Raw genomic sequence first — 21647 nt, forward strand, 5'->3', positions numbered from 1 at the left:
AGAGCACGGCCGTCAGCTACACCACCTAGGGGACACGATCCCACCTGCGGCTGCGAGCAGCATACATCCACGTCCGCCATTACCGCATGTACCGCCTTGCCATAAGGCATGCCCCGAGCATGGCGGGCCCCGGTTGGCGTTCGTAGCGATGCCAGGTTCCTAAGCTGCGGCAGCAGTTCTAACTGGCGGCTTGAGTCGACGGCGCTCACGCACAGCCTCCAGGTGCGGCCGGTAATGCGGCCCATTTGGGCAAGGTTCCGACTGATCCTCTGCATCGCCGGTCGCGGATAGGTCCGGTTTGCACCGTTAGCGCAGGCCAATATTGTGGCCGCCTAGGCGTGTATGCGTCCCTCTCTTCTGTTTGGCCTGACTGAACAAGCTTGCACCCGGTCGGCCGCGCAGTCCAACCAGGATGCGTGCATCAACGTCAAGCCGCATGAACGCGCAGAAAATCCTCATACATCGCTCGCAACCCGACACCAAGGGAGGTTTTGGCTTTCCAGCCAAGATTGCGCATGCGCGTTACGTCCAGTAACTTGCGCGGAGTACCGTCTGGCTTCGCCGTGTCGAAAACCAAGTTGCCCTCCCCCGTGGAGGATCACATTATCAATAAAGTCCAGGTGTTCGTCGGAGAGATGGGGATAGAAGGGATCACGGGTGCCACTCGCGACAGGTTCACCTTGGAGCGGGTCGGCCCCGTGCTGCTCAAAGCTCACTTGCCGGGCCTTGCCCGCATCCGGCAAGAGGTTATAGCGGCCCGAGAAAGAGAGCATCGCGTCAGGCACGCGTTGGGCCCCATGGAAGAAGCCTTTGGGGACGGCGAATGAAACGTTTATGGAGTGCGCAGCCGGGAGCTCAGGCCATGCGGAGCGCGCGGCCTCCGCATGCAGCCTTCCGATGTGTTCGGACCCTGTCCCTTGAACGGGTACCCCTTCCAATGGCCATCCACCCAACTGCTGCATGGGGAGATGCATCGGCACGCGGCCGCCTGAAACGCCGACTTCGCTGAGCGGCTGCTGAGTGACGGCGGCTTGCGGCGTATTGAGGGCCCTCTGCATCTCCGCTGGCCGCAACTGTGCCGCGGAATGTTCATTGTTGATGACCCACCCGGTTGGCAGGTGGTCGCCCTGGCCCGGATCCGGTGAGGGCCGGATCTGCTGTCGGCTGGCAGTTAATTCTGGCGGGGCGGCGGCCTCAACCCCGGCGTGCCCAGAGGCGGTCGCTGCGAAAGCGTCCGCCACGATGCTGTTGAGGTCACCCGGTCCAGCGGGCATCCTTGGGCCACTGAAAAAAGACGAGGCGGCTTGACCATCCTGCGCTTGCTGAAGCACTTCGCGGAACCCCTGTTCCAGCCGCAGAAGCTCCTCTGGATTGGTTGGCGATTCGTCAGCTTGATCGAACAGCCTCCGGGCCTCGGCAAGGTGCTGCTCAACGCCCATTTGCCGCGCCTGGACCGCTTGCCCCCCCTCTTCCACGCCGGCGTCCTGCACGGAAGCTGTCACACGGGATGGATTGCGATTTAGCGGGTCCATACTAGCCTCACATCAAACTGTATCGTCAAAGTCGCTGCGTCAATTCAGGCAGCGGGTCATCGAGTTGAGATTCTGCCGAGAGCCCCTCGTCTGCTATCGTCAAGGGTGCCGGCTCCGGGAGGACGCCCGCCTGGCTTTCGAAGATGCGTTTCAGAATGCGATCCGAAAAATATCGCACCTTCCTCAATTTCAATGGTGGCAGACCTTTGATGAGCACAATCTCGTAGTCGTCATCGAGCAGCCGAACCTGTTCCGGACGCAACAGCGGTGCACCTTGATTTGACTTCTGAATGTTCCAGTCGAACGTTCGCGCTTGGCTGTAGGAAATCGATTTGGCTTCAAACGTGTATTCACCGATGGCCTTCGAAATGTAGTTCGGAGTCTCGTCATCGGCAGTCGCCATGAACACTTGCAGGCCCGTATTGCTGAGAAAATTCTGCTTGCCAGCCTCACCATAGGCCCCCGTCAGTGCCGAGAGGCTTTGGATGATGAGCATAAAGCGACCCTTGTAGCCGGCGATGGTCGTAATTGCGGTCTCGATCGCCTCCAGCTTACCCAAGTGTTTGAATTCATCGAGCAGAAACAGGACTTCGTATTTTTCATCCTGGCGAGGCATCGACCGCTGTAGAATTGAAACGACTTGCTGAAAGAACAGGCGGACCAAAGGCGCGACCACCTCAAGATCGTTCGGACTAACGCAAAGATAGATGCACGTTCTGCGACGGCGAAGATCATAGACCGAAAAATCTGAGCGACTTGTCGCTGCCTTTACAGCGGGATCCGCCCACAAATTGAGCCCGCCATCGCCAAGGACGGACGTGTAGGAAGTTAGGATTTTTGTATCGTTCCCAGCCATGTCGTCGAAGATGCGTTGCGCTTCTTTGTTCCGGGTTTCCATGGCGAGTCGCGCGAAGAGCTTAAACTTCTCCCCCGGCTGGGCGAAGAGGTCATAGACGGCGCCGATTGTTGGCGTGCCCCGCTCGATGCAGGCAAGGATCCCCGCCACAAAGAGATCTCGCGCGCCGTTGACGAAACCTTCGGCGCCCTCCCCCTTCGCCGTAATTAGGTTTGCCGCCAAGCGGCGGGCCTCGGTGAATTGCTGCTGCGGAGGCAGCGCAATAAGGTCCAATAACGGATTAAAGCAATTCGTGCGCCGCTCAGAATCCAGCGGCGCAAATTTGAACACCTCGGCGCCGGCAGCCTGGCGCGCCCTCGAGGTAAGCTCAAAGAGCTCCCCTTTGACGTCGAGAGCTATAACCGAGCCCTTGAATGTAAGTAGCGTTGGAATGACTATGCCGACGCCCTTACCAGCACGGGTCGGTGCGACGATAAGGCTGTGAGGCTGCTCGCCATTGGTTAGGTAGTAGCCAGGCCAGAAAGGGCCACTCGTCTTGCCAAATACCGGGCCTGTTACGCCACGGTATCGTCGTAGAAAACCCGGGCGTCTCATCTCATCCACTCGCGCCCAGCGCGCCGTCCCGTGATGTTCGAGGTTGCGCCGTGTTACGATCTGCTGAATCAGCAACACCACCGCGGACGTTGAAAGCACGATAGCTACGCCCCGATAGAAGACGGGGGTCGCGAAACCCAGATAGAAGGGCGTCTCAAACCAAAAGGCCCGGACGTCAAACGTCATCAAAGCCGCGCCGCTACGCCAGTGGCGGAACGTCGCGTACAAACTTGCCGCGCAGAAGCCCAAGGCGAGCGAGCACGCGATGCTAAGAGCTATGTTGGGGGTCGTTTTTGTTGAAGCCATCGTTCGGTAGCTAATGCTGCGCTTGCTTTCAGACACTGAACCGACGTCCCGATGTCGCCGCTCGACAGATCAATGCCGGAGCGGGGGGATGCTTGCATCGCACCACCCAGCAGACGTTGTTTTTGAAAGTTACCCTAAAGCAGGTGCGTCAACGGCCAGCGAAGTGGAAAGGGCAAGGCCGTGCACGGATCGGGCAGTAAGCGTCACTTACCACGGCCAAGACCTCAACGGCCGGAGCGATCTCTGCTTCTGGAAGCAGCCATTAGATCCTCTCGGGCGTGATTGTAGGCTTGGCTTATGGACTGCCCGACTTGGCCACCTCGCCGCAGCTGTTCATGGGAGGTTTGCGGTCCTACTGTATCACGGACTGAAGCCGCAATACCTGCTATGCGGTCGTCCAAATTCACACTCCGTTCCTCTGCTGCATGCCGCGGCGGAGGCATGTTCTGCAACAGGCCATGCAGGTCGGGAAGTGAGTTAGCTTGCGCTTGCTGATTTGCGTCCAGCTGGTGATACGCGGTCACAATGGCATTTTGGGCGGTCACCTTGACCATGTGGTGCTGATGAGGATCAGCAGCCAATTCAATGGCCTGCTCAAAAATGCGCGATTTATTTTGGTCATTAAACTTACTGAAGTTTTGCGCCACAAACATAACCCCTAGAGCTTGCTCCATTGGGTCCATGTTGCCAATGCGATTAACAAGAGCAGTCTGCTTCTGGGGCCCTAGAAAATGGCCTACATTACTAGCCGCTTGGACTTGGAACAATGCTACATCATCCGAGTTGAACCCCAGCCCGGCCGTCAATCTGTCGACCAGATCGTTGGCTGCTCGTCCGAGCTGGTTGTTGCGCCTATCAAATCTGCCGAGGTCAGATTCTTGCCCGGGTGCCACGTCCTGAACGGCACGTCGCATTTGCCTCTCGGCGGATTTGAAGCTCCCAAGATCGCGTGCTGTATCGCGCGGGTTAGCGGTTACTAACCGTTCGGCAACATTGGTCAGTGGCCCCCCTGGAAGGCCATCGTGGTTGCGCTGTTCCTCGGCCCTCCTCCCGTCGCGGGATGAACTTCCGGCTGCACGTTTTGGTCTGCTATCGCGATCCATTGATCGGCCTCCAAAGGCGTTTCTCTACCCCATGAGGTTACCACCCAAGCTTGATCTGCTAAACCAATATGGTGTTACACTTGTAGTCTCGCAGAGGCTTCTCCCCGCTCTCTGCGTCACGCCGAGAGCCGGTCTAAGCCAAAGAAATATGATGAAGTTGGCCTCAAAGGCATGCATGTTTCGCAGCCTGACGGCACGAATGGCACGGCAGATGCGGCCTCTTTCGCCTGCTCCTACCGCCGTTGGAAAACCCCGGCATGATGTCGTCCGCAGCAGCTTCTCCTATATGCTCGAGCGTTTCGATGACGACCATCGCCTTTTCCAGCCAATCACCCGGGCTGTCCTCCTCCCCTTGCAAGCAAATCAGTCGCGACCCGCTCGGCTATTTGCACAGCCCCGCGCGCAACGCCGCCCCTCCTCGACGCCGCCTGTCGTGCAGCGGCAGTCGGGGCCAGCGCTGGCGACCGGGGCCGGTCCGTCCGTCCTGCCCGCGGGCTAGACCGAGCGAGCCGATCGCAGCTCTAGACGCAATCGCGACATCTTCAATTTCAATGCCTTGGGCCGCCGGGTTCTCTCAACGAGAAGTGCCAGCTCCGGAGCAACATGATTTGTCGCGGCGCTGCTTGCAACCGGATGAGAACAGGCCGCTGCGCCTGTGGATACCTCATAACGAGGCATTGTTGGCCCGTGTTATGGAGGTTGATCGGTTGCGATTGTCGCAGCGCCCCAGCAGTGCGACGATCTCGCGATCGGTTTAGATATGTGGCGTGGCCGCCGCGCCTCGCCGAATATGGTAGTTGCTGGAAATAGGTTGCCGGATCTAGGCGGTTCTCATTTTCGGCAAAGGGTCGCCGCCCTTACAGGCAAACTCGTCCCGTTTCTGGAGGGTATGAAGGACAATCTCTGCGGCAAACCAACGCAAGCTCAGTCGATTCGGTCACTATAGGGAGGCAAGTCTTGCCGCCCTGGCTGATCGCGATTTCAGCGCTTACCTCGCCACCCGATGCACCAAGCACTCTGCCGAAGGCAGATCGCGCTATCCGGCGCGCGCCAACGGAAACGCATATCCCTTTGCCGGGGGCGCCGGTTACCCTGCATCGCCCCTCGACGGCAGGACTCACAAAGAGAGGGTCAGTTCCTCGCGCCGTCAGGGTCAGTTTCCCGCTTCGACCGTCACCCATCCACCGGCCATGCTGGTTCTAACAGGCCTGTTGGCGGGAGCGGGATGGCGCGCAAAAGCTGTAGCTGAAGCATTCGAAGCCGTTCTGCGCTCCGCATTTGCGGGCAGCCTCCTTGCCGGCTTGAGCCGCTGATCGGAACGACGGGGCCGTATCCCGAGCGGGCACCAGCGTGAGCGGCTCGCCCAATGCGAGCTTGGGTCGCTTTGATTCCCCCTCTGGCCTGATCCGGCCCGAGATGCGTCTCCCCTGCCGGCCGAGACCGCCCCAAATCCCTGGCTGTGTAGGTCTTTGGCGGGCTGCGAAATCGGGAACCAGTATCGATCAATAGAGCGGATCAGCTTGCTTTTGAAGCACGCCATTTGCAGTTCGGGCATAGCACCTGCTTCCTCGAAGCAAGAGCTGCAGGGTGGATCGATCCGGCACCGACCCTTGCGCAGGGGGGCTGGGTTTGAGCCGGTGCCGGACCGAACCGTCTCAGGCAACGCCGGCTACCTCGTGGAAAATTAGGTTCACTGCGCGGCTAAACGGTGGCGATGTGTGTCAGGGAATCACCGTTTCCAACACGCGCCTGTCAAATGTGACCAGACGTTGAAGAAGGAGACTGAGGCGGAGATCCTCTGGCAGGAGGACATCGAGCCGGACGTGCTGGTGCACGGCGACTTCGAACGAAACGACATGGTGCAGCATTTCGGCGAGCAGCTGGTGTCCGGTCTGCCTTCACCCAACGCGGCTGGGTGCAAAGTTATTGCCCCAGCCACCTGCGCTCTCCCATCTTCGCCCGACGCATCGCGGCCCGATCCGATGACGTCGCGCTGGTGGCAATTGGCCCAGTCAATGACGGAAATCAAATGCTCACGCGCCCGACGCGTTCGCTATTTTCTCAAGATCTGCGATTGAGGTCGAGGTGTTGTCGCCGTTTCAGCGGGTAAGACGGGATAAGATATCTCGGGTAGCTTTCCGGTCAGTGAACTAAGGAAGGCAACGATCCGGTCGACTTCGTATCCCGTTAAGTCTTCGCCGAGCTGGGTGGTCCCCATGGTGGCGACGGCCTGTCTCAGGTCCCAAACCTTGCCCGAATGAAAGTACGGCGCCGTGATTGCTACGTTCCGCAGCGGTGCCACGCGGAAAACATAGGAATCGTCAGCTGCATTGGTGACGGCAAATCTGCCCTTGTCGTACTCGGGCAGAACATCCGCGCTGGGCTTCTCAACGAGGCCGAATGGGTAATACCCTTCGCCTCCAACGTTAATACCGGAATGGCAAGACGAGCAGCCCTTTTCGATGAAAAGCGCCAGGCCCTGTTTCTGTTCGGAACTGATGGCGGCATCATTGCCATTGAGAAAGGCGTCGAAGGGGGCCGGCGTGATCAGTGTCGCCTCATAGGCTTCGATTGCTTTAGCAACGTTATCGAAGGAAATGCGATCCACTTCATCCGGGAAAGCAGAATTGAACCACTCGACGTACTGCGGCATCGACTTAACCGTGTCGATGACTTGATCCGGTGTGTTGGCCATTTCGGCACCGGCCTGTATGGGTCCTTTGGCCTGAGCCTTCAGGTCCGCGGCGCGACCATCCCAAAACTGCCCTTTGTTGAAGACAGCATTAAATACCGTCGGCGCATTGCGCGATCCCATCTGCCAACCGTGGCCTATCGACGTTTCGCGATTGTCGTCGCCTCCGGTCGCCAAGTTATGGCACGAGTTGCACGAGAAGACGCCTGACGAGGAGAGGCGCGGATCGAAGAACAGTGCCTTGCCGAGGGCAATCTTCTCCGGTGTGATCGGGTTGTCGGCGACCGCCGGCCTGGATGGCAAAGGCTTGAATGTGGCCAGTGCCATTTGTCTGAGATCTACTGGGATCAGTTGCGCAGCAACTGCAGTGGCCACCAGAAAGGCAAGGGCCGTCGCAGTGAATAGCATTTTCATAAATGGTTTCCTTGCGGTGAGCAGGCAACCATTCTCCACATGCGGTTCGCTGACGCCTTGCGCTAGATCAGCGGATCGAGCGAATCTGGCCTGCCGACCGGGCTCTTCGGCATCGAGCCGCAGCCTGAACGGCGACCATGAAATTCCGGCCCGCTCTCGCTACTGCAAGGCGATCCCAGCGATCTTTGGGCTGACGCCAGTGCTCGATGAGTCGGGCGAAAACCACCGCATTGGCCGGAACTCCCGCTGCGGCGACGGCATGACGCGAACGCTGCTTTACGAAGCCGCGCAGGCACTGCTAACGCGCATGACGAAATGATCCTGGCTGAGGGCGTGGGCGATGAATGTGCAGGCGGCGCGGCCGACAGAAGGCCATGCTCGCATTGGCTCGCCGGCTGGCGGTGATCATGCATCGCATGTCACGCGACGGCACAGAGTTTCTTTGGAAGCGACAAGACATCATGCCGAAAGCTGCCTGGTCGTGCGCCCGACCATTGCAGCCTGCCGGCGCGTGCAGTGGGCCTGTCAAGGGCAAGTCGCGGCGCACTCTGACCTTCGGCCACCCTTGACCGGCCACTTGCGCGTGACGGCCGAGCCGAAACCAGGTAGCGACGGTCGAACACGGGAGATGAAACATGGTCGCAGAGCGAGCGTGACAAGGATGACCCCGTAGGGTTCCACCAGCCGGTGGAAAGAGCGTCGCGGGAAGATCAATGAGGTGAGTTCGCGAGGGTTGCAGTACGATCGCATCACACGATCAGGACACTTCCGAGATTGTTTCCGCTGATTCCTTCTGATTCCCGTCAAGGCGACGGTCGCGCGCCGATCCCGCAGAGAAGCAAGACCAGCGAAAGACCTCAGATGCCCGCGAAGCGGAAAAGCTCAAGAAGCGCTGACTTCAACACGCCGAAAAGCAATCCTCGCTTTTGATCGCACGAAGGGCGGGCCATCGTTCTCCGCCTGGGAACATGACGTCTAATAGCTAGTAAAGACGTGGGTACGATCCCAGAATCCTAATGCCATCGATCGCCGCCAACGCAGCCAGCGCCGGGTTCGTCGAAACATGTCCAGCGACATCGATGACATACTGATGGGTGTCCAGTCGCTCGCATGTCGGACGCTCATAGATGTTGAGAACGAATAAATTTTCCTTTGAGAACATCTTCAGTACATAACTGAGGTTTTGCTCTGCTTGATGGTCCAAGTACCGTCGGGGCCAATGTACCCGGCCCTCTTGATCCCCGAGGTGTCAATCGCTGGAGGCCGCTTGAATTGCTCGTTCATTCTCCGGCCACACTCGATCGAGAGAGCGTCAGACCCACATCCCAGGAACAAGCACAATGGCGAGGTTCACAGCACAACATGAGAAACCGGGAACCTGCCCCCGCACAACATCTTGTTTCAGTAGGAACTAGCAGCTTCCCACAATCTGCTGCCCCCGCTACGGGATCCATGTTCTTGCCGCTCTTTGCGAGCGGTCGGTGGCACGTCTGCCCGGCTCTTGACGGGCAGACGCAGAAAGTTCAGCCAGCTTTGCTGAGACTGCCAGCGGAGGACTTGCCGGTACGACGGTCCTGTTCGATCTCGTAGTTGATCTTCTGGCCTTCATTAAGGGTCGAAAGGCCCGCTCGCTCGACAGCCGAAATGTGGACGAAAACATCCTGACCGCCATTGTCGGGCTGGATAAATCCAAATCCCTTGGTGCTGTTGAACCACTTTACCGTTCCGGTCGCCATAATCGTATTCCTTTGTAACCATGTCGATGTGAGCAGGCCATAAGCCATTCCGCTTCATATCCGAGATTTCAGGAGCAGCAAAAGCGAAAATGCAAAAGCCCCGCTCAATCGCAAAGCGGCTCGCGACCTCGGGCGTTGGACCAAACGATGAGCGCTCGGACAGCGTCGGCGACCGAATACGCATCGCTCCGGTCTGCGATTCAACGTTATTACAACCCCAGTTTCCTCTTGAGTTCCGCGTTCTCCTTGCGCAAGCGTTCCGCGAGCAGGCTCTTCAGTCGCTTGTTTTCTTCCTCAAGCGCCACGAGGTCCTTCAGATTGTCACCATCCGATGCAGGCTGCGCAGCCTTCTTCCATTGATAGTAGGTCTGTTCCGAGATGCCGGCCTGCTTTACGGCAGCTTTGTGAGTGGCGCCGCCACTGATAGACTTCTCTATCTGGGCGAGCATCTGGGGACGCTCCTTTGCAGAGTAAATCTTCCGAGTCCGCACGGCCACTGCTGGTGCTTCCTCCGCCTGAGGCGCCGTATTGGCAGCATTCTTCCCAGCAGGCTGCCTAGACTCAGCCTTCGCCTTCCGCAACCGTGCGGCTACCTTCTTTCCAGGCGTCTCCCCTTTGGCTGCCGGTTCCGTTGCAGTTATTACTGATTCAGCGTCCAAGGGATTTGCCATGAGATGCTCCGCTCGCGGTTTCGGCATGGGTTCAGCATCAAGCGCTACGGCACTAGAGTCAACAAGGCGACGATTTGGGAACTCCATCTCCTCTAGTTCCCTTGTTGTCTCGGCCATTGCTGCGGAGAGATCGACATCGCTCCAGATGGAACGACCCCGTTTTTGAGAACTGCGCTTCTGTCTTATCTCCACGGTGAACGGTCGGGTCTGCCGCCTCATAATTTCTTCCTTGTTGGACACGCATTAAGCGGAAGTCGCGGCAGACGACGAACGAACGTCTGGCCCTTCTGCTGTCGCCCGAGCTATATGCATCCGACGGCACGAGCAAGCCTGCTGGCTATTCACACCCTGAACAGACCGTTTTTATGAAGCTTGTGAGCAGGTAGGCTGCCGCTGTGAACTTTCGCCCCATCGCTCGATTGATTGTGAGCAAGCGCCGAAGGTTGACCCCAAGCTGATCACCACGTGACTTTACTGGCAAATTCATAACTTCGGAAGGTCGCTTCGGCGCCGACAGTGGAGACCCTCTCTTTCATATTCTGATGGTGGATCACCGTGTTACGGTCAACTTGTCAGGGATCAATCTTCCGCGCTCAGTCGCAAAGAGTGTCGCCCTATTGTCGGCTTGGCTGTGACCGAATGCGTGCTCCGTCGGATTCAGGAGCACATGGACAGAATCCATGATGGACGCGTCTTAAGGAGTGCTGCCGCATCAAGGTCGGTCAACTCGAGCCATAATTGCCGATTGAATTGCCGCTGCCGTATATAGGGAAGCATCTAACGACAGATTCCCAAATGCAAGTTGACAAAGGAGGTAGTTTGCACCTGCCTTTTCCAGCTGGTCAAGAAGAGCTTGTCCCGCAGAAGCTGCCGTTCCTACTACGCACAATTCCTTCTCGATTGCCGCATCGAAAGTCAGCGGCAGGTTTGGTGGAGTCGGCATGGCGTTGAGATCGTAAAGGAATTTAAAGCTCTTAAGCCACCGTTCGTAAGCAGGTGCGGCGAGTGAACGTGCATCCGTTTCAGAACGCCCAATCACGACCATTCGGAGCAATCCAAGAAATGGCGCTTGGTCGCCCGCGTCGCTGGTGTGCTCTCGACCGGCGCGGAAGGCATCAGTAATTCTGCGAACGGAAGAGGAATGTCCCACGCACGCGATGTTCACGCCATTCGCAGCGGCCCAGGCTGCTGGTTCGGGTCGGTTCGTGGCGATCCAAGTCGGCGGATGCGGACGCTGATGAGCTCTTAGCGTCAGCGGAACGCTGTTCAACTCGAAATGGCGGCCTTGATAAGATAGCGTGCCGCCTTTCAGCGCATTCATAAGAATTTCGCTGGCTTCCGCATAGTGGTCTGGCGCCGCGTCCGAGCCAATCCCAAAATAACCTAATTCGATCGGGAGCGAGCCGCGCCCTATCCCAAGTTCGAGCCTGCCACCGCTCAATTGATCCAGCATACAGATCTCTTCGAACGCACGTAGCGGATGATAGAGGGCGAGCAGCATTACCAATGGACCCACACGAAGGCGTCGGGTTCGTTGGGCTACGCTCGACAAGAACAGATTCGGTGATGGACCTCTCCCATGTGGGGTACAATGGTGCTCTGCGAGATGATATGCATAGAACCCAAGCTGATCGCACGCCTCCGCTAACTTCAGGCGATCTTCGTATTGTCGGGCTATATCAAGGCCGTCCTCGTCCAGATGATCGAAGATGCCGACAGCTAGGTCTGAAGGAAAGATCTTATTCATCAAATTTTCTCCAGATTTTAAACGACAAGCCCCACTGCCTGCATGTCACAAGCAATTCAAACGTCTTTCCGCCACGTATCGCGTTGATTATTTGACTGACGACGCCGAGACTAGCCCCGTGCTAGATGAGGTGTTGATGCTGGCATCTTAAGTGCCCTACTAATATGCCCAGCAGCACTGAGAAAAGCATCCATGTGCTCTTTTGTACCGATGCTGACGCGGATGTGATTTTCCAAGCCTTTATCGGGAAAGTAAGCAACAAGTATTTTTTCCTTTGCAAAGGCTGATTGCCACCATGAGCCGTCCGGTGCGGGCACGCGGGCTAGCAAGAAGTTTGTGTGGGAAGGCGTTACGGAAAATCCAAGTTGCGATAGCGCGAGCGTCACTCGCTGTCGTTGATGCTTGATTTGTTTGTGATTGTCTGCATAGGCGGCGCGATGCGCAAGGACGCTGATACCAATCGCATGCCCGATCACATTCATGTTGAAGACGTTCTGGATGTTGCGTAGCCTGCCAATAATTTCGGGGTGACCGAAACCAAAACCGACGCGAATGCCCGCGGCAGCATAGCTTTTAGAAAATGTTCTAAGGACCAGAAGGTTCGAATAACGATTGATGAGGCGCAGACCATTCTCGGGTGCAAAGTCGACGTAGGCCTCATCCAGCACGATCAAGCGGTCCGATTTCGCCAGCAGGCGCTCGATATGGGCCACCGGAATGAACGTTCCGGTCGGATTGTTCGGATTGGCCAACAGAATGAACTTGGCGTCCTTTGCAGGACCGAAGAGCAATTGCTCCATCGGCAAGGAATGATCTTCGCTAAACTCGATTTCGAGAAATTGAGCACCCTGCAACATGGCAAGTTTGCGGTTGAACGAAAACCCTGGCGACATCATCGCCACGCTATCTCCCGAAGCAAGAAAAGCTCTGTAGACAAGTCCAAGCAGTTCAGACGATCCGTTACCAGCGATCACCTGATCCACGGAGACGCTGTAGGCGTTTGCGGCGGCTTCCCTCAAGCTGATGTTATCGTCTTCTGGATATAGATATTGGCGTTCGAGAGCCGAAATCGCACTTTGCATTATGATATTTGGAAGCGGGAATGGATTCTCATTCGTATTTAGTTTTACCCAACTTGCATCCGGCGCTGCTCTATTGGATGGCAGAGGATCTAACTGTCTCGTCACTTGAGAAAGGGACGAGAGCACACTCTGCAGTTTTGCATCGGACATGTTTTTCTCCGTGTCGGTCGCAGAGGGAATCCGGGATGAACCGATGGTCGAGAGCAGTTGGCCGACTGACGGTACGTTTACACCGCCTCTGTCAGCATATTGACACCGTGAGCTCGGGCGGGCTGTCGTCCCGGTCGAATTGACGCCGACGCTCAGGTCCGCATCTACTCGTCATGGTGCCTCGGTGGTCCTTTCAAGGACGCTTGATGCAGTATTTCCTCAGCGTGTACCCAATGTGGCGCGGCGTCGGTCCAAGCAGGCGCCGCCTTTGCCTGCACTGCCCCACATCTTTCCATGGCCGCGATGACACGCTCGCGATCTCACCTACTCGCACCTTTAACGAGGCTTCGCTGGCGGGCGCCAGCGGTTTCTGATCGCTGACGACGGGCGGGACCCCCGTAGCGGCGGCCCAAGGAGCAGCCTCATTCGGCGGTGTGGCCGGCCTGCTGGCATCGTCGGCCCCCGTTGCACCAACCATGTTGCCCGATCCGCTCTTCCACGACGCCGCGGAAAAACACTGTCCGTGGTGCAGGCGAAGTAGTTTCTGCCCATCGACGGCCCCGCGCTAGTACGCATGTCCGCTGCATGCAATTGCGGGTTTCGAGGTCGGTCACCTGATCACGGGCAAGCGCGAAAAACGTCCGGGCTATAAGTCGGGGCGCCAGAACGTGGTCGGGTGCACAGCGGGGCGATGGCAGGCGCATGGCTTTCCTTTCATGGATCGCGACCGTCGACTGGCTTCTGCACGCCGCAACCGCACGTTGATTCAACAGACCGGAATGGGGCAGGAGAGTCAATCGAGCTTTCTTTCATTTGCGAAAGGAAACTCGGCGCTCATGATAGAATTCCATCAGCGTGCCGCATGAAATCGCGGTCGAAAGCAATAAGGCAGTCCTCGGCGTGGCCTACCAGGGTCTAACTGATTGCTGGCGAGACCGTTCGGTGCAGGATGGCCTCGGGCGGAGGTCAGTGGACGCATGATAGCACCTTTGCCGCGTCATGGTTGTTCCAAGTTCATGTTGATCGGGTCAATTCGCCCCGATGTGTCTCCCCGAACCTAAGGTCTCGAAAAGGACGACGACATCGAATTCATTGTCGAGAATGGCATCCGGTTCGGCTCACTCAAGCATAAAGGCGAAGGCGATAACCTGACAAACCTCTCGGCCGATCTCCGAAAATCGGTCTGAACATGGTTTTCCGCAAGAATGCGGGCACCCTATATGATGGCCGATTCCTGCTCTTCACGACCGCCGAAATCAGCGAAGGCAGTTTCCTCGGCTTGTTCACCGAAGGCGCGTGCGGCGGCCAGGGAGCGGAGAGTTTTGCTTAATCCATTGCTCTGTGTGCCGTCAGGCGTACGAAAGCCACCCGAAACCCTTCAGCATATCAGCCACTCAGTTACGCTGTGCCGATGCCCGAAAGCAGCCTCTCATGCAGGAACCCGCGGGCAGCGGGCGGTGAGCTATGGGGATTTGTGTTTCGAGGTGTGCCAGCGACTGTCGCGAACGTCCGCGCTCGGTGCTGTCAGCGCGTCGAGGAAGCAGCTTTCCGACCGGGTCGGGAAGCCTGTCGATAACGACGCTGGGGTTCGGGTGCCGGGCGACCGGCGCCACAGCGAAGCGCACATGTGTTTCCGTTGACCGGCGCCGACGCAGCGCGGTCGTGTGGCCAAACGGGCCATGCCGGTTGGGGCGGTCTCCCGGTTCGTCGTCCGTGCGCCCGGCGGTCCGCGCGGCTGCCTGCAGCGTTCGAACACCTCGATGAGGATCATGCGTCCGCCACAACACGGGTACGGCAGGCGGAAGTCGTCCGGTTCCGCCGGAGGATCGTTCGTGACGGGAGGCGCGGCCGCCAACAGTTGGCGAGCGAGCGCGAGGCAGTCCTTGCGAGAGCCGCCTGCGAGCAAGCCGTAGTGGCGGATGCGATGGAAGCCGCGCGGCAGGACATGGAGCAGGAAGCGGCGGATGAACTTGTCGGTCGCGAGCGTCATGACCTGCTGCCGGTCGGCGTCAGGGCGGCGATAATCCTTGTAGCGGAAGGTGACGCCAGCCTCTTCGAAGCAGATCAGGCGGCGGTTCGTGATGGCGACCCGGTGCGTATAGCGCGACAGATAGGCTAGCACCGCCTCAGGACCGGCGAAGGGCGGCTTGGCGTAGACCACCCAGCGCTTCTTCCTGACCGGGGACAGGTGGCGTAGGAACGCCCGTCGCTTGGCGAGGTGCGCCATCGATCCGAAGAAGGCGAGCCGGCCAGCGTCGTGCAGCGTGAGCAGCCGGGTGAGGAACAGGCGGCGAAAGAGCTTGCCGAGCACCTTCACCGGCAGCAGGAAGGCCGCTCGCGAGGAGACCCTCCCGTCGAGCGCGATGTCACCGCCCGGCACGATCATGTGGACATGGGGATGGTGCGTCATTGCCGAGCCCCATGTGTGGAGCACGGCGGTGATGCCGATGCGCGCGCCGAGGTGCTTCGGATCAGCGGCGATGATCAGCATCGTCTCCGACGCCGCCTTGAACAGCAGGTCGTAGACCGCCGCCTTGTTGTGGAAGGCGATGTCGGCGACCTCGGCCGGCAGCGTGAACACGACATGGAAGTAGCCCACCGGCAGCAGGTCGGCCTTCCGCTCGGCAAGCCATGTCCGCGCCGCCGCGCCTTGGCACTCGGGACAATGCCGGTTGCGGCAGGAGTTGTAGGCGATGCGCCACTGGCCGCAGTCCTCGCAGGCCTCGACGGTCCGGACGTGTCGAGATCGGCGCGGCCGCAGGCAATAACGTGCGTTCCGTCGTTCCTGGTCTGCATCGGTCCTCATTCGCTGCAGCGGATTTCTTGTGTCAGATGGCGCCCCATCACCGTGCGAACGCGATGCGTTTCAATTTCCGTCGCGCCGCTCATCTATAGGCGCCTAGAGGATCGCGGGCTTGCCATGCGCGCGTTGCGCGGTGTCGGCCGAAGCTCCCGCCGGATGGCAGACGTAGAACGTTCCGTCGCTTCACAACGCGCGCATGATCAACGCCAGTTTGCGCCCCTCTGCAGCACGGGACATGCGATGAGAGGAGCGTTTGGCGATCGGCTGGCCCCAGCCCTTGACCTTGTTCTTGCCCTTGATGCGCGCCATCGACCAGACGTCGCCTGCGGAGCGCGTGCCCCGTACGGCCGCGTCGCCAGCGTTTGCGATGCGTTCTGGACATCAGTCGGGGAGCCGGACCGCGGCGCCGCGACGACCCGCCGACGTGGGCCGCGACATCACGCGAGCGGCGGAAGCGCGATTGACCCTCGATCGCCGCAGTGAGCGGCAGCGCTGTCAGCGGGAATGGCAATGAGGCGCCGGCACGTCTCGTTAAGCGCGACGATCTTCGCGACGAGATCGAGTCGCCGGCAATACTCCCGCCACAGCACGGCGCGTCCGACAGAATAGCGTCCATCAGTTCGGCCGACAGTGGGTCGTATGCCAAAGCCGCGCGGACTGCCTACGCGAAAGCCGCGCGTCCGACCTTGCTCAACCGGATGTCGAACGACGGGCAGATCCGACTGAACTTCACCCGTTGCAGCGTCTTGACTGGTGCAAGCTGAGCATCGCTCTAAGGTCTATGGCGACCCGGCTAACGGCCCTTCCGCTGCGCAAATAATGGGACAATCGCAAGCGCAGCATTCGAACCAGCATCGGCCATAATGGCCAATATGCGCCGCATCTCGGGCCTGTCGAAGCCCGCGTGATCGGCCAACGGCTTCGCGAGCGCGGCGGCGCGGTCGCCAAGATCTTCATACTGCCAGAATTTCGGATCGCGCCCATGCGCCTCGACAAGGCGGCCAAGCCACCGCGTGTAGATCGAAGCCCGTTCGTCCAACGACATGCGCTCGACCACACGCAATGACAACCATGCCGCTCGGCGGAGATGGAGCGTCGCTTGCTGCCAAGTGTCGATCCATTCCAGAAGATCTGCAAGATGAAGCCAACCGGGCGGAATCGGAGTCGACCAAGGGCCCACGAACCCTGCAGCCTCCACGCAATCGTCGAGTGAATCATAATTGGTTTGCCGAGATGGGATGGCCGTCGCCATGACCCATTCCGCCGCGGGCTTCCAAGCGGACCAGAAGCGTGCGTCGGGCCTGCGCTCGCTAACCATTAGTTCGTGGGCGGTCGCCTCCATATAGTTGCCGACAAGTTCCCGACCGTGATCTCTTTCTTCAAACCGGGTCAGACTGCTCCAGATCGCCCCATCGCCGTGGAAGGCCGCAAAGCGCCCGACCTCGCGCGCCATCTTGTGGGCCCATTCGAAGGGATAGCGGCGGTCGTGCTGCCGCGACTCCTCGCCTTCCGAATAGGCCCTAGTCCATTCGACGAGACCCTTCAAATAGGTCGCGAAAGCGTCGCGCCCCGTTGCCTCGCTCGTAAGCCGACGCCAGTCGAGGCGGGTTAGAATTTCCGCCACGCGTCCCCAGTCGAGCACGACAGGCGAGATCAGCCGAATGCGGCGCGGCGGATGATACCATTTGCGACCGCGTATCCACTGAGACCGATAGGGTGCTGGCGGAAGGTCTGGAACTCGGCTCATCGGACATGGCTTTGCAGCGCGTTTGATAATCTTCAATCGCCTCGTCGCCATGCGTCTCGCAGCCTTTTCCTGGCTGCCCTCAAACCAGAAATGGCCGATGTCGATTACGCACACATCCAGCGCAGCAAAGGTCACCCGGCGAGCAAAGTCCGGGTTTGCGTCCCAGAGAAGTCCATCGAGCACTGCCTTTTGAAGGCCATGCAGCCGATCGACGGCAAGTTCGAGGACACGCCGCTCGATGGCGTTGTTGCGCTGGCGGCAGGCATAGGCGGCGAGCCCCCATGCTCCTATATCCTGAGGGTCGAAGCTGAGTAGCGCCTCATCAACAGTAAACTGTTCTTCCGCTGGCGAGCGCCGATTCTGACAACCAGCCTCAAGCCGTTCGCGAGCCCATTCGAGCCTTGCATCGAGAAACGCCATGTCGGCCCTTGCAACGACAATTGCTGCTGCTCCGACAATGGCGAAGGCAGTCATCTTTCGGGCCAGCCCGAATCCGCCATCATCGGCATCCTCGGGCGGTTCAGCCATTACTTGATCAGCTAGTTCGATAGCCTCTCCGAGGGTCAAGCTTTCGTCGACACCACCTTTCTCGCGCGAGTGGACCGCCCACATCGCCAACCGATTTACCTGTCCCATTCTGCGGCGGTTTTCTTCTGCAGCCTCGATAAACTTGAGTTGCTCGGCCGGAGGATTGATATGGGCTTCAATACGCTGCTCGGTCTCATTGTAGCTGATCTCGACCTGATTCCGGTCGCTATCCGAGAGGATGCGGGCAAACCGCTCTTTGTTCGCCGCCACCCAGGATGAATCGGCAAGCTGTCGTTCGTCTTCGGCGAGATTCTCTAAACTCCATGCGCCGCGCAACGCGTCGAACTCGGCTTGGGCGTCCCCGCCCGCCTTGAGGCGGAAAGGCAGCATCAACGTGTGCGACATTGGCGACTGCGCCTTATGTCGCTCGAAGATCGCCTCGACCTGATCGAAGTGGTGGTTACGCTCTGAGAAACTGTAGCTTATGCGATGCGTCGGTTGTTGGTCGTCGATATGCTTGCGAATGTCGTAGTTCCAGAACCGCGGCGTGCCGAGAAAAGGCCCAGCATGATCAATCGCACCAGGCGTGTTTACATGCGCCTTGAGGAGAGAAATACACAGACCCGCCGTCGCCACCAGACCGTTGGGCTGGAGAGCAAGCCTAATAAGGTCGCCGACATCCCGTCCGTTGGATGCTTGCCGATGCATCCATTCATCGAGCGCGAGATGCATCGAACCCAGGATGTTTGATCCGAGTACGGCTCGGGACCAGCGGTAAACGGTCTCGTCACCCCAAAGAGCGATTGTGTGCCCATCGATCTTGAGCGTCAGCGCAAGCGGTTTTTCCCCTTCGCGGCAGCGGGCGTACCAGCGCCAAAAGACCGAGGCCCGCCGTTCGATTCGATGGAAAAGATTCAGCGCCAACACCTCGTCTGCGTCGAACAACTCAAGGAAACCCGCGCGTGAAGGGCCAGGCGGGTAGCAACTCTGACCGTCAGGGAGCCCAGCGCTATGAGCGTCGGAAAAAGGAAATAGCTCACGCCCGAGGATCGACTGATCGTTACGCGAGCGGCGTCGCGGCGGCAAATAATGGCAGGCGCAAAGCTTGGTCCAAGTTTCTGGAAACTTGCCTGGTAGGAAACCAGGGGATTTCAGAAGCTTGCCCCTTGGGCTGTCAAGGCGGCGATCGTTAGCCAGACGCACGAGGTAGGCTTCGACACCGCGTGCGTCCGACTCAGCGCAGAATATTAGAGCCTCCCGAAGTTTCTCTTCGATTAGCTTCCAAGCGTCGCGGTCCGGCAAATCGATCCCGAAGGGATCACGTCTATCGCTCCAACGGAGCAAGTGACGGCATTCCTCGATCTCGTCCAGCCAAGTGCGTACGATCTGTCCTATGGCCTGGCTATGGGCGTTCGGGATGTTGAGCGTCGCTCGGCAGAAAACGCGCGCGGTCTCGGCAAGCTGAGGGACAAGACTCTTCGGCCAATTGGACCATTTCGGCAGCGACCAACGTAGAAAGGGAACCCAGCTTCGCCACACCGGCTGCTTGCCATAGCCTGCGATCGCATAGCGTTGGCTTTCGCTAAGATGGGCAAGGCGAGGCGAATGTAGGAGCGTTTCGTCTAGCCGTGTCTCGGATACGAGGAGCGTGTCAAGAAGACGGCGGATCAGTCGGAAGTCATCGGCTTCGAGGGCGGAACCGAGATCGTCAAGGATTGCGCTAGAGGCTTCGGTATAGAGCGGTGCCACGAGCCAGGCCCGAGCCCAAGCAGGATCTATCGAGGTGTCGGCCTCGAGTTCCGCATACACTTCGCGCCAACGGACATAGTGGCCTTGCTCAAGACACAATTGGCCGAGGAGCCTCACCGCTCGAAGCCACCACAACGGCTCACCGCTGTCGCGCAAACGTTCGCTAAGCCGGTCGCAGTCGGGCAGCAGACCGCGGGCGATGAGCCAATCCTCGTGTACGTCAAAAGCAAGCGTGATTGCGTCGGCACGAGGGTCTGAGACCAGCGTGCCTTCGCTTATGAGGCAGAGCGCTCCTTCCGGATCGAAAACGGAGCTCCCAGGCGCCCGCGCCGGATTTTCGACAAGCCACCGCCCCATCTCGGACAGAGCCCTGGTCCGGCAAGCGGTGAGGCGGGCATCATTCTGCTCTGCATTGGCCCATTTTCCGGCCAGATCCATTTCGGTGATACGCCCCTCAGGCGGCACGTCGAGTTTTAAAAGCTCGCGAAGAAGAAAGAGCCGTCGGTTCTGCTGGGCAAGATCATCCCGTCTGAGTAACGATGCAAAGGCCGGGAACGCGTCCGCCACTGCTTCACAATCCTCCTTGCCTATCGCATCGATCGGAAGGCTCGCCGACTTGCTGATCCCCGCGTCATCGAGCGCGGCGAGCACAAGGTCCCTGTCCTGATACGCGCGAGCGGAAGTAATCATCCGCCAGCTGCCGGCATCCAGATAACGTGCCGCGAGCGCCAGGAGGTCGGTCACGACCCCGCGCCGCTCCGAGAGCAGGAGTCGGTCTGCCCCGTCGACTAGGACCAGCAGATTGCCGCCGCGTCCGAGGCGCTCGAACAGCTTTGTAGGTGTCTCGCCAATCCCGAGGTGTACCAGATATTCGGCAAGCGAGCCGGCCCGAACCCTATTGTCCTTCAGAACAAAAAGCGGACCCAAATGCTCAAGCGCCAGGCGCTTCAGGATAGCCGACTTGCCACCTCCGCCCTCACCGGTGAGGCGGACTATATTATGCTCAGTAAGGTAGACCGACGCGCGCGCCACGAGATCCGACCGGGGCAGTTGAAGACTTTCACTGCCGCGGCGCAAGCGGTCCTCGATTGACCCCAAGGCGGACTGGGCGGCCTCCGCGACGCGTTCGAAATCGGCGGCGCCTGCGGCAAGCTCGGGGTAAAATTGCCGGATGACCGAGGGATGCTTTGCCATCAAGGCCTTGAGAGCACCCCAGCCAAGAATATCTACCTCGAACTTGCCGGCGGCAACCCGCGCCGCAGAGACAGTGCGGGCGTGCTCCTGGAGCTCCGCATCAACTTCGGCCGTCGTCGCAAAATACCATTTCCCGAGGGTTGGTGTGAACCTCTCTGCCCTGGCAAGTTCCTTATTGAACTCAGTCTTGGTTGCCTTTGCCCCCAAGCCCCGGTCCTTGCCCTTGCATTGAACACCGAAATAGGTACCCGGCTTCCATTCGGGCGAACCGTACACATCGACGCCATGCTGCGGCTGGCTGAGCCGGCCGTTCTTCTGCGCGGTTGGATCCCTCCATACTTCCGCGAACAACGCACGGGACAGGTCCTCGAAGGTTTGCCACTTGCTTGGCGCATTGATCTGTGCGTCGAGAATATCCACGAGCTCTGCCCTGAAATAGCGAGAGATAATCGGCAATTATGCGAGCGAAGCAAGGTCTGCGCTAGCGAAGGTCGAGTGAAGACGGACGCAAGTCGTTCGCCAAGCCTTTCAGGAATGGATCGGCAAACGAAACTAGGTCACTTCACCCTTAGCCAACGGGCCGCAAGAATCTTCGTCCACGTCCCAGCGAGCGTGTTGGCAGATAGCCAGCTCGAACGATGGGATCCACCCGTTGGTCTCTATCTAGATCTCGCCGGTTTAGCATGAACGCTCCGGTGTTATTGTTGAATCGAGGGAATCGCTTAATCTTATGTCAGTGGCGA

General features: G+C 58.9%; 11 protein-coding genes and 2 pseudogenes. 2 read left to right on the forward strand and 11 right to left on the reverse strand.

Going from position 1 to position 21647, the window contains the following annotated elements:
- Positions 1-455 precede the first annotated feature (455 nt).
- From EJ067_RS35805 to EJ067_RS11200, 3 genes are all read right to left on the reverse strand, one after another.
- Positions 456-1439 carry a hypothetical protein gene (locus tag EJ067_RS35805; protein WP_348639525.1) on the reverse strand — a complete coding sequence of 328 codons (984 nt, stop codon included), beginning with the start codon at positions 1437-1439 and terminating at the stop codon, positions 456-458.
- A gap of 118 nt (positions 1440-1557) precedes the next feature.
- On the reverse strand, positions 1558-3288 hold the full coding sequence (gene virD4, locus EJ067_RS11195; RefSeq protein ID WP_095814941.1) for a type IV secretion system ATPase VirD4: 1731 nt from the start codon (positions 3286-3288) through the stop codon (positions 1558-1560).
- A gap of 224 nt (positions 3289-3512) precedes the next feature.
- Positions 3513-4202, reverse strand: coding sequence for a hypothetical protein (locus EJ067_RS11200; protein ID WP_245429452.1), 690 nt, complete (start codon positions 4200-4202; stop codon positions 3513-3515).
- 1958 nt (positions 4203-6160) lie between these two features.
- Here EJ067_RS11200 and EJ067_RS11205 point away from each other — a divergent pair.
- Positions 6161-6469, forward strand: a complete 309-nt coding sequence (locus EJ067_RS11205) for a hypothetical protein (protein ID WP_189343235.1) — start codon at positions 6161-6163, stop codon at positions 6467-6469.
- On the opposite strand, the gene EJ067_RS11210 is transcribed toward EJ067_RS11205, so the two are convergent.
- Positions 6445-7497 carry a cytochrome-c peroxidase gene (locus tag EJ067_RS11210; RefSeq protein ID WP_126079058.1) on the reverse strand — a complete coding sequence of 351 codons (1053 nt, stop codon included), beginning with the start codon at positions 7495-7497 and terminating at the stop codon, positions 6445-6447. The genes EJ067_RS11205 and EJ067_RS11210 overlap by 25 nt on opposite strands.
- A gap of 139 nt (positions 7498-7636) precedes the next feature.
- Between EJ067_RS11210 and EJ067_RS35330 the strand changes: the two are divergent.
- Positions 7637-7952: pseudogene (locus tag EJ067_RS35330) on the forward strand (transposase); the annotation flags it as partial.
- Between the two features lie 1068 nt (positions 7953-9020).
- On the opposite strand, the gene EJ067_RS11220 reads toward EJ067_RS35330, so the two are convergent.
- The 7 genes and pseudogenes from EJ067_RS11220 to EJ067_RS11250 form a co-directional block, all read right to left on the reverse strand.
- Complete coding sequence (locus EJ067_RS11220) at positions 9021-9233, reverse strand: cold-shock protein (protein ID WP_095777381.1); 213 nt, start codon at positions 9231-9233, stop codon at positions 9021-9023.
- 209 nt (positions 9234-9442) lie between these two features.
- Entirely contained in the window at positions 9443-10123 is a 681-nt protein-coding gene (locus EJ067_RS11225; RefSeq protein ID WP_245467241.1) for a transposase, read from the reverse strand.
- A gap of 493 nt (positions 10124-10616) precedes the next feature.
- On the reverse strand, positions 10617-11651 hold the full coding sequence (locus EJ067_RS11235; RefSeq protein ID WP_095814947.1) for an LLM class flavin-dependent oxidoreductase: 1035 nt from the start codon (positions 11649-11651) through the stop codon (positions 10617-10619).
- Between the two features lie 110 nt (positions 11652-11761).
- Positions 11762-12883: a histidinol-phosphate transaminase gene (hisC, locus tag EJ067_RS11240; protein ID WP_126079061.1), complete on the reverse strand. Its 1122-nt coding sequence runs from the start codon at positions 12881-12883 to the stop codon at positions 11762-11764.
- 1744 nt (positions 12884-14627) lie between these two features.
- Positions 14628-15689: pseudogene (locus EJ067_RS11245) on the reverse strand (IS91 family transposase); the annotation flags it as partial.
- A 180-nt stretch (positions 15690-15869) separates the two neighbouring features.
- Positions 15870-15995, reverse strand: coding sequence for a hypothetical protein (locus tag EJ067_RS35665; protein ID WP_281058981.1), 126 nt, complete (start codon positions 15993-15995; stop codon positions 15870-15872).
- A gap of 484 nt (positions 15996-16479) precedes the next feature.
- A complete protein-coding gene (locus EJ067_RS11250) occupies positions 16480-21324 on the reverse strand; it encodes a hypothetical protein (protein ID WP_126079062.1) in 4845 nt (1614 codons plus the stop codon).
- Positions 21325-21647: the final 323 nt, after the last annotated feature.

It is taken from the genome of Mesorhizobium sp. M1D.F.Ca.ET.043.01.1.1, from assembly GCF_003952385.1.
GTDB lineage: Bacteria > Pseudomonadota > Alphaproteobacteria > Rhizobiales > Rhizobiaceae > Mesorhizobium.

What these genes read in the sequence shown, in the direction of transcription:
- EJ067_RS35805 (WP_348639525.1), bottom strand. Translation starts at nt 1,439, where the DNA reads ATGGGCGTTGAGCAGCACCTTGCCGAGGCCCGGAGGCTGTTCGATCAA.
- virD4 (WP_095814941.1), bottom strand. Translation starts at nt 3,288, where the DNA reads ATGGCTTCAACAAAAACGACCCCCAACATAGCTCTTAGCATCGCGTGC.
- EJ067_RS11200 (WP_245429452.1), bottom strand. Translation starts at nt 4,202, where the DNA reads ATGCGACGTGCCGTTCAGGACGTGGCACCCGGGCAAGAATCTGACCTC.
- EJ067_RS11210 (WP_126079058.1), bottom strand. Translation starts at nt 7,497, where the DNA reads ATGAAAATGCTATTCACTGCGACGGCCCTTGCCTTTCTGGTGGCCACT.
- EJ067_RS11220 (WP_095777381.1), bottom strand. Translation starts at nt 9,233, where the DNA reads ATGGCGACCGGAACGGTAAAGTGGTTCAACAGCACCAAGGGATTTGGA.
- EJ067_RS11225 (WP_245467241.1), bottom strand. Translation starts at nt 10,123, where the DNA reads ATGAGGCGGCAGACCCGACCGTTCACCGTGGAGATAAGACAGAAGCGC.
- EJ067_RS11235 (WP_095814947.1), bottom strand. Translation starts at nt 11,651, where the DNA reads ATGAATAAGATCTTTCCTTCAGACCTAGCTGTCGGCATCTTCGATCAT.
- hisC (WP_126079061.1), bottom strand. Translation starts at nt 12,883, where the DNA reads ATGTCCGATGCAAAACTGCAGAGTGTGCTCTCGTCCCTTTCTCAAGTG.
- EJ067_RS35665 (WP_281058981.1), bottom strand. Translation starts at nt 15,995, where the DNA reads ATGGCGCGCATCAAGGGCAAGAACAAGGTCAAGGGCTGGGGCCAGCCG.